The 14,100-nt window shown below is 34.4% G+C and carries 16 protein-coding genes and 2 pseudogenes; 5 read left to right on the top strand and 13 right to left on the bottom strand.

The genetic code is table 11. The features are described from left to right. Nucleotides 1–1,217: 1,217 nt before the first annotated feature. From SAGCYANO_RS07805 to SAGCYANO_RS07830, 6 genes and pseudogenes are all read right to left on the bottom strand, one after another. Nucleotides 1,218–2,242: pseudogene (locus SAGCYANO_RS07805) on the bottom strand (ABC transporter permease). A gap of 309 nt (nt 2,243–2,551) precedes the next feature. Continuing rightward, the gene (folP, locus tag SAGCYANO_RS07810; protein WP_202219559.1) at nt 2,552–3,400 is read right to left on the bottom strand and encodes a dihydropteroate synthase; all 849 of its coding nucleotides are present in this window, start codon (nt 3,398–3,400) and stop codon (nt 2,552–2,554) included. A 705-nt stretch (nt 3,401–4,105) separates the two neighbouring features. Beyond that, nucleotides 4,106–4,855: a triose-phosphate isomerase gene (gene tpiA / locus SAGCYANO_RS07815; protein ID WP_202219560.1), complete on the bottom strand. Its 750-nt coding sequence runs from the start codon at nt 4,853–4,855 to the stop codon at nt 4,106–4,108. A 387-nt stretch (nt 4,856–5,242) separates the two neighbouring features. Next, entirely contained in the window at nt 5,243–5,428 is a 186-nt protein-coding gene (locus SAGCYANO_RS07820; RefSeq protein WP_202219561.1) for a PCP reductase family protein, read from the bottom strand. 57 nt (nt 5,429–5,485) lie between these two features. Continuing rightward, nucleotides 5,486–6,070: a TIGR04376 family protein gene (locus SAGCYANO_RS07825; RefSeq protein WP_202219562.1), complete on the bottom strand. Its 585-nt coding sequence runs from the start codon at nt 6,068–6,070 to the stop codon at nt 5,486–5,488. 448 nt (nt 6,071–6,518) lie between these two features. Further along, nucleotides 6,519–7,901: a hypothetical protein gene (locus SAGCYANO_RS07830; RefSeq protein ID WP_202219563.1), complete on the bottom strand. Its 1,383-nt coding sequence runs from the start codon at nt 7,899–7,901 to the stop codon at nt 6,519–6,521. Between the two features lie 458 nt (nt 7,902–8,359). Here SAGCYANO_RS07830 and SAGCYANO_RS07835 point away from each other — a divergent pair, with 458 nt between their 5' ends. Then, the gene (locus tag SAGCYANO_RS07835) at nt 8,360–8,806 is read left to right on the top strand and encodes a DUF29 domain-containing protein (protein WP_202219564.1); all 447 of its coding nucleotides are present in this window, start codon (nt 8,360–8,362) and stop codon (nt 8,804–8,806) included. Nucleotides 8,807–8,971: 165 nt separating this feature from the next. Here SAGCYANO_RS07835 and SAGCYANO_RS50095 read toward each other — a convergent pair whose 3' ends face one another. From SAGCYANO_RS50095 to SAGCYANO_RS07850, 6 genes are all read right to left on the bottom strand, one after another. Further along, nucleotides 8,972–9,085, bottom strand: a complete 114-nt coding sequence (locus tag SAGCYANO_RS50095) for a hypothetical protein (protein ID WP_375339898.1) — start codon at nt 9,083–9,085, stop codon at nt 8,972–8,974. 54 nt (nt 9,086–9,139) lie between these two features. Further along, entirely contained in the window at nt 9,140–9,532 is a 393-nt protein-coding gene (locus tag SAGCYANO_RS07840; protein WP_202219565.1) for an ACP S-malonyltransferase, read from the bottom strand. Then, a complete protein-coding gene (locus SAGCYANO_RS07845) occupies nt 9,529–9,906 on the bottom strand; it encodes a DUF433 domain-containing protein (RefSeq protein WP_202219566.1) in 378 nt (125 codons plus the stop codon). Before SAGCYANO_RS07845 ends, SAGCYANO_RS07840 begins: the two co-directional genes overlap by 4 nt. A gap of 274 nt (nt 9,907–10,180) precedes the next feature. Further along, on the bottom strand, nt 10,181–10,294 hold the full coding sequence (locus tag SAGCYANO_RS50100) for a hypothetical protein (protein WP_375339899.1): 114 nt from the start codon (nt 10,292–10,294) through the stop codon (nt 10,181–10,183). Then, the gene (locus SAGCYANO_RS50105; RefSeq protein ID WP_375339901.1) at nt 10,291–10,395 is read right to left on the bottom strand and encodes a hypothetical protein; all 105 of its coding nucleotides are present in this window, start codon (nt 10,393–10,395) and stop codon (nt 10,291–10,293) included. The genes SAGCYANO_RS50100 and SAGCYANO_RS50105 overlap by 4 nt, the downstream gene beginning before the upstream one ends. Before the next feature lie 299 nt (nt 10,396–10,694). Further along, nucleotides 10,695–10,901: a hypothetical protein gene (locus SAGCYANO_RS07850; RefSeq protein ID WP_202219567.1), complete on the bottom strand. Its 207-nt coding sequence runs from the start codon at nt 10,899–10,901 to the stop codon at nt 10,695–10,697. Nucleotides 10,902–11,749: 848 nt separating this feature from the next. Between SAGCYANO_RS07850 and SAGCYANO_RS07855 the strand changes: the two genes are divergently transcribed. The 4 genes from SAGCYANO_RS07855 (at nt 11,750) to SAGCYANO_RS07870 (ending at nt 13,495) form a co-directional block, all read left to right on the top strand. Further along, nucleotides 11,750–12,337 carry a hypothetical protein gene (locus tag SAGCYANO_RS07855; RefSeq protein WP_202219568.1) on the top strand — a complete coding sequence of 196 codons (588 nt, stop codon included), beginning with the start codon at nt 11,750–11,752 and terminating at the stop codon, nt 12,335–12,337. 101 nt (nt 12,338–12,438) lie between these two features. Further along, a complete protein-coding gene (locus tag SAGCYANO_RS07860; protein WP_202219629.1) occupies nt 12,439–12,660 on the top strand; it encodes a hypothetical protein in 222 nt (73 codons plus the stop codon). Beyond that, entirely contained in the window at nt 12,660–12,896 is a 237-nt protein-coding gene (locus tag SAGCYANO_RS07865) for a type II toxin-antitoxin system mRNA interferase toxin, RelE/StbE family (protein WP_202219569.1), read from the top strand. Before SAGCYANO_RS07860 ends, SAGCYANO_RS07865 begins: the two co-directional genes overlap by 1 nt. Before the next feature lie 110 nt (nt 12,897–13,006). Next, nucleotides 13,007–13,495: a DUF29 domain-containing protein gene (locus SAGCYANO_RS07870; RefSeq protein ID WP_202219570.1), complete on the top strand. Its 489-nt coding sequence runs from the start codon at nt 13,007–13,009 to the stop codon at nt 13,493–13,495. Nucleotides 13,496–13,846: 351 nt separating this feature from the next. Here SAGCYANO_RS07870 and SAGCYANO_RS07875 read toward each other — a convergent pair. After that, nucleotides 13,847–14,098 (bottom strand): annotated as a pseudogene (locus SAGCYANO_RS07875) (type II toxin-antitoxin system RelE/ParE family toxin); the annotation flags it as partial. Nucleotides 14,099–14,100: the final 2 nt, after the last annotated feature.

A 14,100-nucleotide genomic window follows, 5' to 3' on the forward strand; every position in this document is an offset into this window, starting at 1 on the left:
TTTGAGTTTTGAGTTTTGTAGCTCTATAAAATCTTACTTTTGACTTTTAACTTTTAACTTTTGAGTTTTGAATTTTGTAGCTCTATAAAATCTTACTTTTAACTTTTGACTTTTAACTTTTGAGTTTTGAGTTTTGTAGCTCTATAAAATCTTACTTTTGACTTTTGACTTTTAACTTTTGAATTTTGAGTTTTGTAGCTCTATAAAATCTTACTTTTGGCTTTTAACTTTTAACTTTTAACTTTTGAGTTTTGAGTTTTGTAGCTCTATAAAATCTTACTTTTGACTTTTAACTTTTAACTTTTGAGTTTTGAGTTTTGTAGCTCTATAAAATCTTACTTTTAACTTTTGACTTTTAACTTTTGACTTTTGAGTTTTGTAGCTCTATAAAATCTTACTTTTAACTTTTGACTTTTAACTTTTGACTTTTGAGTTTTGTAGCTCTATAAAATCTTACTTTTGGCTTTTAACTTTTAACTTTTAACTTTTGACTTTTGAGTTTTGTAGCTCTATAAAATCTTACTTTTAACTTTTAACTTTTAACTTTTGAATTTTGAGTTTTGTAGCTCTATAAAATCTTACTTTTGACTTTTAACTTTTAACTTTTAACTTTTGAGTTTTGAGTTTTGTAGCTCTATAAAATCTTACTTTTGGCTTTTAACTTTTAACTTTTAACTTTTGAGTTTTGAGTTTTGTAGCTCTATAAAATCTTACTTTTAACTTTTGACTTTTAACTTTTGACTTTTGAGTTTTGTAGCTCTATAAAATCTTACTTTTAACTTTTAACTTTTAACTTTTGAGTTTTGAGTTTTGTAGCTCTATAAAATCTTACTTTTGGCTTTTAACTTTTAACTTTTAACTTTTGAGTTTTGAGTTTTGTAGCTCTATAAAATCTTACTTTTAACTTTTGACTTTTAACTTTTGACTTTTGAGTTTTGTAGCTCTATAAAATCTTACTTTTAACTTTTAACTTTTAACTTTTGAGTTTTGAGTTTTGTAGCTCTATAAAATCTTACTTTTGGCTTTTAACTTTTAACTTTTAACTTTTGAGTTTTGAGTTTTGTAGCTCTATAAAATCTGACTTTTAACTTTTAACTTTTAACTTTTAACTTTTGACTTTTGACTTTTGAGTTTTGTAGCTCTATAAAATCTTACTTTTGACTTTTGACTTTTAACTTTTAACTTTTAACTTTTGACTTTTGACTTTTGACTTTCGATTAGTACCTAATTCTCGGATCGATATAAGCATTTAAAATATCAATAAAAATACTAACTACCACAACAATTCCGGCAAAAAATACAACAATTCCCTGTACTGTAGGATAATCTCGCGAACTAATTGCCTCATATAATCTATTCGCTAAACCAGGCCAAGAAAACGTGACTTCGGTTAATATTGCTCCTCCTAATAAAGCAGCAAAAGTTAATCCTAAAATTGTAATTACTGGAATCATGGCATTTTTGAAAGCATGAGCAAATAGTATTTTCAATTCAGGAATACCTCTAGCTCTAGCAGCTTCTACATAATCAGATTTTAATGTTCGTTTGAGATTAATTCTGACTATTCTTTCAAAAATACCACTGAGCAAAATTCCTAATGTTAAACTCGGCAAAGCTAAATAATATATAGATGTAAAAAATGATTTATATTACCACTAAAAATACTATCAATTGTGTATAAACCTGTAATAGTTGGAGGCGGGTTTTCAGTAATAGGAAAACGAGTACCTAAAGGAAACCATTTTAACTGTACTGCAAAAATTAATTGCAAAATCATGCCAGCCCAAAAAGGTGGAACTGCATAAGTAATAATTCCAAATAAACGCCCACCAATATCTAACTTGGTATCAGGGTTAGAAGCAGCAATAGAACCAACAGTAATACCAACAATTAAAGCGATCGCCATACTAAATACTGCTAATTCTACAGTGGCAGGAAAATAATTTTGAATAATTTGCCAAACTGACTCCCCGCGAGTGGTCATTGATGTGCCAAGGTCAAAACTGAGTAATTTTCCCAGATAATTAAGATATTGTTCTAATAGTGAGCCATCTAAACCAAGTTCTACTCGCAGAGCTTCTTTCGTTGCTGTTGATACTTTTGGTCCAAGAATAGCATCTACGGGGTCTCCCGGTGTTGCTCTTAATAACAAGAAAACTAATGTGCTAATAGTCCATAACATCAGTGGTGCTAATAGCAAACGTATTAATATATAAGAATATAGGGCTTTAGAGCGAGACATTATTTCAAGTCAAAATTCAAAATTCAAAAGTCAAAAGTCAATTTAAAGTTAAAATTCAAAAGTCAAAAGTAATTGCCTTTTATATCAAATCCAGTAGCATCGGTGTTATTCAGTATTTCAAAGATAAGAGTCCATATTGTAGGGGCGAATAGCATTCGCCCTCAACCATTGTGTGACGACGACAGAATTATATTATTCCGAAGCCAAAAAGTAAGCATTCAGCAGTCAGCTATCAGCTATTCCTACGGAATGCTGCGCAAACAGCTTTATTACCTTTAGTGGACAATTTAAATTCGTTGTTCTTGTGCTTCAATATTCATTCCTAAAAATAACATCAGCAACTCGACAAACTTCAGACATTTCTTTCACATCGTGAACTCGTAAAATATCTACAGACTCAGCGATCGCTGCCACACAACCTGCAGCAGTTCCCCAAACTCTTTGTTTAGCATCAGGTTGATTTAAAATTTTACCAATAAAACTTTTACGAGATAACCCTACTAAAATCGGACAATTTAAACTTCTAAATTTTGATAAATTGCGGATAATTTCTAAGTTTTGTTCGTAGTTTTTGGCAAAGCCAATACCAGGGTCAATAATAATTTTATCCCGTTCAATTCCTGCTGTTATAGCCGCCTCTATTTGACTCTCTAAAAATTGATATATTTCCCCAATTAAATCTTGATAATCTGTCAATTTTTGCATTGTTTTTGATGTACCCCGAATGTGCATTAATACAATCGGCACTTTAAGAGCAGCCACAACAGAAAACATCTCTGAGTCATAAGTACCCCCAGAAATATCATTAATTAAATTAGCACCAACTTCCACAGCTTTTTGTGCAACTACTGCCCTAGTTGTATCAACAGAAATTGGAATTTCAGCACAAATATTTTGCTGATTTCTTAATAACTTTATTATTGGTAAAACCCGATTAATTTCCTCATCCAGAGACACAACTTCAGCCCCAGGCCGAGTAGACTGACCGCCAATATCAATCATATCAGCACCAGAATCTACCATTTTTTTTGCTTGTATTAAAGATGCTTCTAATGTATTAAAATCACCACCATCGCTAAAACTATCTGGTGTTACATTCAAAATACCCATAATATAGGTACGTTTTCCCCAAGCAAAATTTTGATAATAATTGTGCATTTTAATGATGTTTATTTAAGAAGGAAGAAGAAAGAAGGAAGAAGGAAGAAGGCATAAAGCAGAAGGAAAAGAAGTAAGCATTTCCTGCGGAATGCTGCGCAAACAGCTATTAGCAGTCAGCTAGCCTCCTGCGGAGGAACTGCGTTAACAGCAAAAATACTTTCTCTTTAAGAACAGTTTTTAAATTAACAACTGACTTTAAGGTTAAGGAAAGCAACTTTTGTAGTAAGACAATTAATAAAGCTTTGATCGTAAACTAAAAACAATAGCTGATAGCTGACGGCTGAATATTTACGAAAAGAAAGTTTTAAAGGGAGAAGGTTTTTTATCACTAATTATCCGGACACGATATTAATTATTAATTATTGAAGTTGGGTATTACACCCGCAAAAGAAAAGATTAATGCAGTAATATTTAGATAATTTATGAGAGTTAATATTAGGATAATTTAAGCAAAAGGGAAGAAAAAAATTGTCAACTATAACTGTTAGTGGAGCAAAAACTAGGTTAAATGCTTAAACCAAATCTATAGATGATAGTGAGGTTTAATTATCCATAATTATTGGCACCATTTTATAGTTATTTTATAGTGCAAATTATTAATTAAATTGATGAATTTATATTTCTATTTTGCTGCAACATATTCTTTTTCCTCCCTTTTTTAGTTTCTACAAGAAGTCTAATTAATCATCAAAAATTATTAAATTATTTATAATTAATCAGACGAGAAAAACTATCTGGCATTAAACTTGCTCCCCCAACTAAAGCACCATCAATTTCTGGTTGAGCCATAATTTCATCAACATTATTAGGTTTAACAGACCCACCGTATTGAATAGTGACATTAGAATTAGTTAACTTACTACGAATTAAACCAATAACACGGTTAGCTTCTACAGCTTCACAAGTATCACCAGTACCAATTGCCCAGATAGGTTCATAAGCAATTACTAGATTTTCCTGATCCACATCAATTAAATCTGTGGCCAACTGAGAAAAGATATGTGACTCTGTTTCACCAGCAGCTCTTTGCTCCTTAGATTCTCCCACACAAAGAATAGGGGTTAAACCATACTTCTGAGCAGCTTGTAAGCGCAAATTAACTGTTTCGTCAGTTTCACCAAAATATTGACGACGCTCACTGTGGCCAACAATTACATAATTAACTCCAATTTCCTTGAGCATTTGGCCAGAAATTTCTCCTGTATATGCTCCCTCCTCTTCCCAATGAACATTTTGGGCACCCAACTTGATCCGACTCCCATGCAAATTTTTTGACATAAAATCTAGTGCAGTAAAGGGAGTGCAGAGAACTACTTCAGGTTTTTCAGGGACTTCTGTTTCAGGTTTTTCAGGGATTTCTATGAGTTTAGACATCAAACCCTGGAGAAACTCTTTAGCTTCTGCCTGGGTTTTGTACATTTTCCAGTTCCCAGCAATTATAATTTTTCTCACCGTTGATTTTGTAGACCTCAAACTTGACTATCTGCAACACTCCAGTCTAAGGCTTTATGAGTCCTTTTTCTAGACTTCAAAGAATAATTGTTTTCCTCATCACAATTGTGTTGATTGGGTTACGCCACTCCGCCAAGAAATGGCGAAATATTTTTGGAGCGGAGTTCAAATCCCCTACTTCCCCTCCTCCACGGTCGGGGTTAGGGGTGGGTTGGGAGGGGTTAGGGTGGGTTGACTTTTGACTTTTGACTTCATATTTTTGGAGCGGAGCTCAAATCCCTACTTCCCCTCCCTCCACGGTCGGGGTTAGGGGTGGGTTGGGAGGGGTTAGGGGTGGGTTAACTTTTGACTTTTGACTTTTAACTTTTGACTTTTAACTTAGTCATCCTACTGGCCAAATTCTAATCGAGCTTGCTCAACTATTTCTGCTGTGACGACTTCTTGCTCTGCTTCTCTGGCCAAATCTTCAATTCGCTTTCTGGCCTGAGTTCGCACAAAATAGGGAATGTTTTTTAATTTAATTTGAGCTTCTGGCGTCCATTGTAATTCGTTATTAAAATTAGAATCAGTCATTTTAAATCTTGCAACAAAGAAATTATTAATTATTAATTATTAATTATTAATTATTAATTATTCATTGTTTCTCATATCCCGCTTCATTTTTTCTAATTCTTCATCTGTTTCCAAACTTTTAAACTGTGCTTCTAAAGGGTCTAATGAATTAGCAAAATTATAGGAATTGGTTTGATTCCAGCCATCGGTTTCCCAGCGTTTTTCATTCTTAGCAGTATAACGGTTAGCTTCAGCTTGAACAGCCTTTGCTCGTACTTCCTCCCGACGTTGTTTAATTTGACGATAGAGTTCTTTTGCTCGTTGGATGCGCTGCTTACATCCTTGCATCTGTCCCCAATGTTGATTACCTTGGCGTAAAAAAAATGCTTCCCTTTCTTGAGCCGCGTGAGCTAGATCGGGTCTATTAGCTGTTTGCGCTTTTTCCACTCGGTTATGCCAACGCTTCACTTCTTGCGCTGTTGAAAGAATATCTTGCTCTGATTTTTTTTCTTGGCGCTGGAGTTGCGCTATCAGACGCAAAGTGTCTTCTTCTTGTTTGCGTAGTTGCTCTTCGAGTGCCTGAAGTTCTAAATGAGGATTATTCCGCAGAAACTCTTCAAGCCGATTTTCTAGAAATTCGCTGAAATCGTCAAATAAACCCATAGTTATTTCAGTTATCAGTTATCAGTTATCAGTTATCAGTTATCAGTACATCTCTCTGCCTATTTGCGCAGCATGACCTAGGAAAGTCAGAGGCTTGAGACCTGATTTTTTGGTCAAGATGATATAAAATTTAGGAGGATTAGACAGTGGAAAATTAGACATCTCCGGAAAAGAGGGAGTAGGGACGTTGCATGCAACGTCCGTACAGAATAGGGGGAAAGAATTGATAATTTCTGTACGATAGTTGATTTGATTTTTTATTACCACCAGATGTCTATTTAACTTGATAGCTTATATAGCAAAGAATGGGTTGATTAGGACTTATGGCGATCGCAAACCGTAAGATAGGGAAATATTTTTCCCACAGATAAGCTGTTCCCTGTTCCCTGTTCCCTGTTCCCTGTTCCCTGTTCCCTGTTCCCTGTTCCCTATTCCCTGTTCCCTTAAACTAAAACTGTTGCCCTACAAAAACAGAACGAACTTGACCGTTACGGCGAATCACAGCTTCTTGGTTTGCCACATTAACAAGAGTCCAACCACTACCACCAATATTCTCGCCTACATATATCCGACGAGCTACACCCTCTACTTCAAATAAAGCAGCGGAACGTTCCCCTAACTCCAAAATACCCACCAAGGTATTAATAGGAATCTGAACTTGACTTTCTGTCACTGTGTTCGTTGCAGGTATTTCTGCTGGCGGTGGAGGTAATTGTACTGGTTGTGTTGGCGCTTGTGACTCTTCTGATTTTGCTTCTGTTTCAGATTGAGTTTCTGCTTCTGCTGTCGTTTCTGGTTGGGACTGGGATGATGCTTCCGGTTGGCTTGTTGCTTCCGGTTTTGTTGCTACTTCTTGTGTTGGTTTTGCTTTCTCCTCTACTTTTGCAGCTTCTGTTTTTGCAGCTTCTGGTTTTGCAGTTTCTGTTTTTGCAGCTTCTGGTTTTGCAGTTTCTGTTTTTGCAGTTTTTGTTGCTTCCGACCTTTCTGTAACGTTTTCAGCAGCCTCTGCGGAGGCAGAAGCATTAGATGCAGATGCTGCTGATGGCTTTGGGGAAGATTCGGCAGATTTTGGTGCTGCTGCTACTGCTGAAGGTACAACAGTTGGCACTGGAGGAATTACCACCACTTTAGTTTCTGGAATAGTAATAGGTTCTTTTGCTACTTGTGCCTCCATGAGATCGACCAGTCGGTTGAGCGGTAATAGTAAGCTAGTGTTTGTAGGTTGGTTTGCAGGTACTGGTACTGTTGGTAAGTTGTTGCTTGCTGGAGCGGGTGGTATACCAGGAATTTGTTGTTGTTGTTTGCGAACTGCCTCTTTTTGTTCAATCATCTGGAGCGATCGCTCTATATATTCAGCAAATTCTTTATCTGCTACTGCTCTAGGACTTAATGTTTCTGATGATTCATTTGGCTTTTCTACATAACCTAAATAACCCAAAATTTTATTGAGTCCTCCCCTATTTACTAACCACAAAGAAAGGGTGACGAATATAGAGGCAAAAGCTGCTCCTAAAAGTAGTTTATCTAATGATTGACTTTGTTTTTTTTCTGCTTCTACTTTTTTGGCTAATTTTACCTTTTCCTCTTTATCAATTTCTTGAGGTTGAGTATTCTTTTGAGGCAGAACAATTTCAGGAACTTTAATCTGTGTTAAAGATACAACTTCTGGTTTAGTTACTGGAGTCGGCAAACGAGTACCACCATCCAATACTCGGTCAATATCGCGGAACATATCTTCCATCAAATTGTCGGCAAGATTTTCTACCGAAATAGGGTCTTGAAATCTTGTTTTTTCTGAACTTTCTTTAGTTTTTTGGTAGTTCGTGGTCATATTCTTTTTTTACTCCCTATCCTCAATAATTTTTGATTTAAGAGTTTGTTTAATTTTGATTCAGATATTTTAGTTTACCAAGATTATCTAGTAACTGTGTCTCAGATGAGATTAATTATAGACATTTTAACTATAGTTTATAAGTTGTTCAGCATTTAAGCTATATATCTTAAATTTTGGGAAAGGGAACAGGGAATACTGGAGCTGGCAACCGGGAGTATAAAATTTAAATAAGTTTTATTTTACTACATAACTTCCATATCATTATTTTGAGTTTTTGTCAACGACTGTTTGATTTTTGGGCCAAATTTCAGATTTGCTCGTAGCAGTCTGATAGTAACTGCCAGATAGAAAATATTATCACTGAGTTACAAGCAACTTTAATAGTCCAGTAGGGTGTGTTAGCGTAGCGTAACGCACCGCCTCTTCCATAACTTTTTCACAAATAGATATAAAACATGGTTAATCAAATTACCGATCTAAAATTACTGTATGAAGTTGATTATTTCCTGTGGTTAGAAGAAACAATCAAACTACTAAATAATCGTCAATTAGAAAACCTAGATTATGAGAACTTAATTGAGGAATTAGAAGCCTTGGGTAGAAGTGAAAAAAGTGCTGTTGAAAGTTTTGTGACTTTAATTATTCAACATTTACTATTTTATCAATATTGGTCAGAAGAAAGAGCTAATAACTCTAGGCATTGGTGTGGAGAAATTTTTGCTTTTCGGACTCAATTAGAATTAAAAATCACAACTTATTTACAGAATTATTTAGCTGAACGACTTGACTATCTTTATGGCAAAGCTAGAAAAATTGCTCAAGTTAGATCGGGACTTCAGTTACCAGAAATTAACCCTTATTCTTTGGAACAGATATTGGATGAAGATTGGCTACCAGAGTAATTATTCAACATTTCCTGCTCTATCAATACGATTACACCACACTGTAGGGAATGTAGGGAAGTTGCATCAAGTCCCTATAGTGTTATCGTTTGCAATACTTATTGTTTTTGTTGTTTAATTTCTGCTAATATTTCAGGTAATCTCTCGAAATCTGCCTCAGATAACTTACGCCCTGGTCGGTCTCCTCTTGGCATAAAACGCCTCGGTATCGTCTCGATGAGCTAATACATAACTTCGTAATTCTGATTCATTCATGGTTTGAAAATTAGGATGATTCATAGAATTATTACCTCTCCATTTCTGTCAAACTCTAAATTGAGAGCTAAGTCTGCACTACGGAATAAATAATCGACCTGCTCCCATATAATATTCAACATCAATTACAATTTCCACCAGCTTTTCAATACAAGATTCTCTGTAACTATACTCGCTGACTCGATCTGGATTGGCGATAGTAATAATGGGGAAAGAGGTAGACGTATTTTCTTGGCGCATTACTCGTTCGAGGGAATCTTCACCCTGAGCATTGCGGTTTGCTGTCAGCAAAAGCATTCGATTAGTTTGAGCAAATTCCCAAACAACTCGGTCATTGCTATTTGCTGGCAACCCAATCTGTCTAAATGTAACTAATCGAAGATCAATAAGGTCTAACCATCCTCCATTAACAAGACTTCCAGAAAGTAAGATAGCTTCTCGGTTTAAATTGTAGTCAACCAAAATAATCATTTTTTCTTTGCTTGACGCTTGGTTTTCCTTTCTATCAGTTTAACTCGAACTGCTTCATATCCTGGACGGGGAGGACTTGCCGCAATTTTTGCCAAGCGATCGCGATTCCGTTCTTCCCAATATGCTCGAATTTCTTCTGCCATCCTCAAAACTTCCTGATACTCTGCTTCAACTTCTACTTGATGGTTTTTAATATAAGAAAGAACACCATGGAGTTCTTCCTCAGTAAGATCGAAGACATCGCGAATGTACTTGGGTGGATACTCAGCTTTGAGATAATCCATAATGTCATAGAGAGTAATACGAGTACCTGAAATCGTCAGACCTCTTTCAGTACGGATAATAATTGCTTCTTTGTTAGATTGGTTTATCATATTCCTTGTGGTATGAAAAATTTCAGCAGTCTTGTTTCCATTGTAATTTATATTTTTTACAAGGAAACTGGCACTATTATAGAGAATATTAAGCTGAAATATTAAGAAGGGGTTTGGAGACCAAACCCCTACGAAATTGTAATTTATCGACAGATTTTGCTGACAATTTTCATTTAATTATTTGCATAGATCTTCTCACATCAGCACTTATTGTTTTTGTTGTTTAATTTCTGCTAAAATTTCAGGTAATTTCTCGAAATCTGCCTCAGATAACTTACGCCCTGGTCGGTCTCCTCTTGGCATAAAACGCCTCGGTATCGTCTCGATGAGCTAATACATAAGCTCGTAATTCTGATTCATTCATGGTTTGAAAATTAGGATGATTCATAGAATTTTTACCTCTCCATTTCTGTCAATTAAAACTTGGATACCTTCACCTGCGAGAATGAAAATATTATTGCTTCTTTCATCTAATCTAACTAGAGAAATTGTTCAAGAATTTAGAATTTAGAATTTAGAATTTAGAATTACCTCTTCTTATAAATTAAGAGGATTGAATAAAAGTAGCAGTAGGGTGTGTTACGCTGACGCTAACACACCGAAAATTAACATTGTAGATGGTGCGTTACATTTCATTAACGCACCCTACCGGACTACTAAACTTACCAATAGTAGAAATAAGAAATAAGCAAGAAGGAAAAAGGGATAAATATTTAATTAAAAAAAAGGCAAAGCATGGGAGTGGGGTAACTAGGAAGTCGCCCCATATAAATACCCCAGGGAAACCTTTATCCACGAACGGCGCGGATTAGTTTTGCTGCTGAGTGAGCGATCGCGCAAATAACTATGGAAGTACCAATGGCACTACCAACGATCAAACCAACTTCTTGATTTTCCATTGCTAAGTCGGTAATTTTATCTATTAAATTAGATCTAACTTCCTGGACTTGGATAGAAGTTGTTTGTGTTTGGTTTTCTGGAAAGTTATTTTCCATTATTATTCTCCAGTATTAAAGGTCAAGCTACTTAATTTTCACTTTAACTAATACTGAAGAAAAAAATGGTCCAACTTTGCCTCAATTTTAGGTAAGAGTTAGTGAGACAAAATTGGGAATATTGAACTGATTTTGCCGAATAACCATTAAACATTTAGCACTCGACTCTGGATAAGTAGTAGTATTAGCTTAACCAAAAGATTGGAGTCATGGAACTAAGATTGCTTGTTTTAGGATTCGGAGAATCTAAGTAGTAGTTGTTATGTACTTAGCAGTATTAAAGGTCAGTAGTAGTAGCAGCTTGACTAAAATACTGGAGTCATGGAACTAAATTGTTTAAACAAAAAGGCTAAACATTATATCAGAATATCGGAAGAATGTAATTTCCTTAACTCCTCCAATTATGTGATTTTTAATTTCAGATTGCAATATCAAAAGGTATTAATTTTGGTTCAAAAACGTCTAAATACCATTTAAAGAATTAGATAAAATTAGACAAATTGACAAAAACAACTTTACATCATGTAAAAGTTCATAACTAAGGTCTCGTGTTTATTATATAAAAGTTGATATTTATTATATAAAAGTAGGTACTTATTGTATGAAAATTTACATCATATAAAATTTGATATTATATAAAAGTTGATATTAAATCTGAATTATCGCCTTATTTATTGAAGTTGGAATATAACAGTTAATTTTGGTTCAAAAAGGTGTTGATTTTGGTTAAGTTTTCCCAATCATTATGGCATTTTTATAAACTAATAATGACCACACAGTTTTTAGTTTAAGTATGCTAAAAAAAAGGCAGTAGTAGTAGTTTGTAACCAAAATAAAAACGTAATGTCATGGGACGAAAACCAAGTTCAATAAAACTTAACAAAGAAGGTATAGAAATGATTGATACAGCTAGAAAGAAAAAAGGTTGGAATAAAATAGAGTGGCAGTGGTGGGCAAAAGCATATGTCTCCGAATCGACCTTGAAACGTTTTATTAGTGGCAAACCTGTTTCAGTTAAAAATTTTCAAAGCTTATGTAAAGTTGTAGGGATAGAAGACTGGCAGTCCCTGGTTGATTGGGAAAGTAGTGATAGTACCACCGTTGCCCAATTTTCTGAAGAACTTATCGACACTTCCCTTACCGAAAACAAACCACTATCTAAAGGAGGAATAGGTGTAACTGGGGTTTTCACTTCAGAAAAAAAGTTGGAAGTAGAAATGGCATTGGAGCGTTTACGGGAGCTTTTAATGGAATGCAAAATTGTAGTTAAATCTCCACAGGAAGCTAACTCCAACTATGGATGTTCCGTGTATGGTCTTTTTAGTCCAGATCAACAGTTAGAAATTGAAGTAGCATTGGAGCATCTAAGGGTACTTTTGCTTACTTGTACAATTACATTTCATAGCAGAAATACCTCTGAAACCTCCAACGATTAAACATAGATTTTATAGTTTTTCAAGGCTTTGTTGCACAAAGGGAGCAAATAGGGTAAAAATATAAAAATAATAGTAATAATTAAATTAGGATAGTATAGATTATGGCAACACTAGAAGAGGCTCTTATAATAGTTAACCAACTTTCCATTGAACAAAGAGAAATGTTATTAGAAATTGTTAAAAATCAAATGATTGAAGCTAGTCGAGAGGAAATAGCTCAAGAAGCAAAAGAAGCGATCGCCTCTTTTCATAGAGGAGAATTACAATCTCAGCCTATAGAAAATATTATCACTGAGTTACAAGCAACTTTAACAGAAGATTAATGAGAGAAATTGTTTTAACCCCAAAATTTAAACGGTCATTTCGTAAATTTGTGAAACGAAATTCTCAACTTGAGCAAAAAATTATTCAAACAATAAAGTTAATGCAAGAAGACATTTTTGCAACTTCTTTAAGCACTCACTCATTACAAGGTAAATTATTAGGGTTAAAAGCTTGTTCTTGTGGCTATGATTGTAGGATAGTTTTTTCTTTAGAGATTGATAAAAATACCACATAAGAAGTTATTATTTTGATTGATATTGGCACTCACGATATGGTTTATTAATCTTATATCGAAATTTTTGTGGCGCGATCGCTAACTTTTTCACAAACAAATAGACATAAAATATGGTTAATCACATTACCGATCTGAAATTACTGTATGAAGAAGATTATTTTCTGTGGTTAGAAGAAACAATCGAACTACTCAATAATCGTCAATTAGAAAACCTAGATTATGAAAACTTAATTGAAGAATTAGAAGCCTTGGGTAGAAGTGAAAAAAGTGCTGTTGAAAGTTTCGTGATTTTAATTATTCAACATTTACTACTTTATCAATATTGGTCAGAAGAAAGAGCTAATAACTCTAGGCATTGGCGTGGAGAAATTTTAACTTTTAGGACTCAATTAGAATTCAAACTCACAACAAACATTCCCCCCTTGGTAAGGGGGGTTAGGGGGGATTGTTCCTCTCTACGAAATAATTTAGCTGAACGACTTGACTATCTTTATGGCAAAGCTAGAAAAATTGCTCAAGTTAAATCAGAACTTCAGTTACCAGAAATTAATCCTTATTCTCTGGAAAAGATATTGGATGAAGATTGGCTACCAGAATAATTATTCAACTTCTCCTCCTTTATCAATATGAGCATCAGTTAGATACATAATTTTTTCACGGTTTATATAATCAACTAAAAGGTAAACCCACGGGGGCAAGATGCCTGCACTGGCATAATTTTTTCCCATTTCATATAATCAACTAAAAGGTAAACCCAAGCGGGCAAGATGCCCGGACTAGCAACATTTAATTGTTAATATCTGTACTTCCAAATAAAGACTCTAAATTACCGGAAAATTAAGGTATAAAGCCTCTCCATTCATGGAGAAAAAAGAAAAAAAATTCCTTTTAGCCAATCCTCTTCTTTATAATGAAGAGGTAATTATTAATTATTAATTATTAATTATTAATTATTGAAGATATCCACTAACTATTCTCACGATTTCTATTTCTACCTCAGTTACTTGATAAAAAATAATATAACCATCTAAGGGCACACCTCTTAAATTAGGCATGATTTGAGCATAACTTCGCCCCATCTTAGGAAAGTTAATTAAGTTTTTACACTTATCATCAAAGCCTTTAATAAAACGTTCACCTGCTTCTACACTAAAGTTACTAAAATAATCAGAAATCTCATCTAGATCGCGAATAGCTGCTTGAG

This window comes from Okeania sp. KiyG1, from assembly GCF_014132355.1.
Lineage (GTDB): Bacteria > Cyanobacteriota > Cyanobacteriia > Cyanobacteriales > Microcoleaceae > Okeania.

What these genes read in the sequence shown, in the direction of transcription:
- folP (WP_202219559.1), bottom strand. Translation starts at nt 3,400, where the DNA reads ATGCACAATTATTATCAAAATTTTGCTTGGGGAAAACGTACCTATATT.
- SAGCYANO_RS07820 (WP_202219561.1), bottom strand. Translation starts at nt 5,428, where the DNA reads ATGACTGATTCTAATTTTAATAACGAATTACAATGGACGCCAGAAGCT.
- SAGCYANO_RS07825 (WP_202219562.1), bottom strand. Translation starts at nt 6,070, where the DNA reads ATGGGTTTATTTGACGATTTCAGCGAATTTCTAGAAAATCGGCTTGAA.
- SAGCYANO_RS07830 (WP_202219563.1), bottom strand. Translation starts at nt 7,901, where the DNA reads ATGACCACGAACTACCAAAAAACTAAAGAAAGTTCAGAAAAAACAAGA.
- SAGCYANO_RS07835 (WP_202219564.1), top strand. Translation starts at nt 8,360, where the DNA reads ATGGTTAATCAAATTACCGATCTAAAATTACTGTATGAAGTTGATTAT.
- SAGCYANO_RS50095 (WP_375339898.1), bottom strand. Translation starts at nt 9,085, where the DNA reads ATGAATCATCCTAATTTTCAAACCATGAATGAATCAGAATTACGAAGT.
- SAGCYANO_RS07840 (WP_202219565.1), bottom strand. Translation starts at nt 9,532, where the DNA reads ATGATTATTTTGGTTGACTACAATTTAAACCGAGAAGCTATCTTACTT.
- SAGCYANO_RS07845 (WP_202219566.1), bottom strand. Translation starts at nt 9,906, where the DNA reads ATGATAAACCAATCTAACAAAGAAGCAATTATTATCCGTACTGAAAGA.
- SAGCYANO_RS50100 (WP_375339899.1), bottom strand. Translation starts at nt 10,294, where the DNA reads ATGAATCATCCTAATTTTCAAACCATGAATGAATCAGAATTACGAGCT.
- SAGCYANO_RS07850 (WP_202219567.1), bottom strand. Translation starts at nt 10,901, where the DNA reads ATGGAAAATAACTTTCCAGAAAACCAAACACAAACAACTTCTATCCAA.
- SAGCYANO_RS07855 (WP_202219568.1), top strand. Translation starts at nt 11,750, where the DNA reads ATGGGACGAAAACCAAGTTCAATAAAACTTAACAAAGAAGGTATAGAA.
- SAGCYANO_RS07860 (WP_202219629.1), top strand. Translation starts at nt 12,439, where the DNA reads ATGGCAACACTAGAAGAGGCTCTTATAATAGTTAACCAACTTTCCATT.
- SAGCYANO_RS07865 (WP_202219569.1), top strand. Translation starts at nt 12,660, where the DNA reads ATGAGAGAAATTGTTTTAACCCCAAAATTTAAACGGTCATTTCGTAAA.
- SAGCYANO_RS07870 (WP_202219570.1), top strand. Translation starts at nt 13,007, where the DNA reads ATGGTTAATCACATTACCGATCTGAAATTACTGTATGAAGAAGATTAT.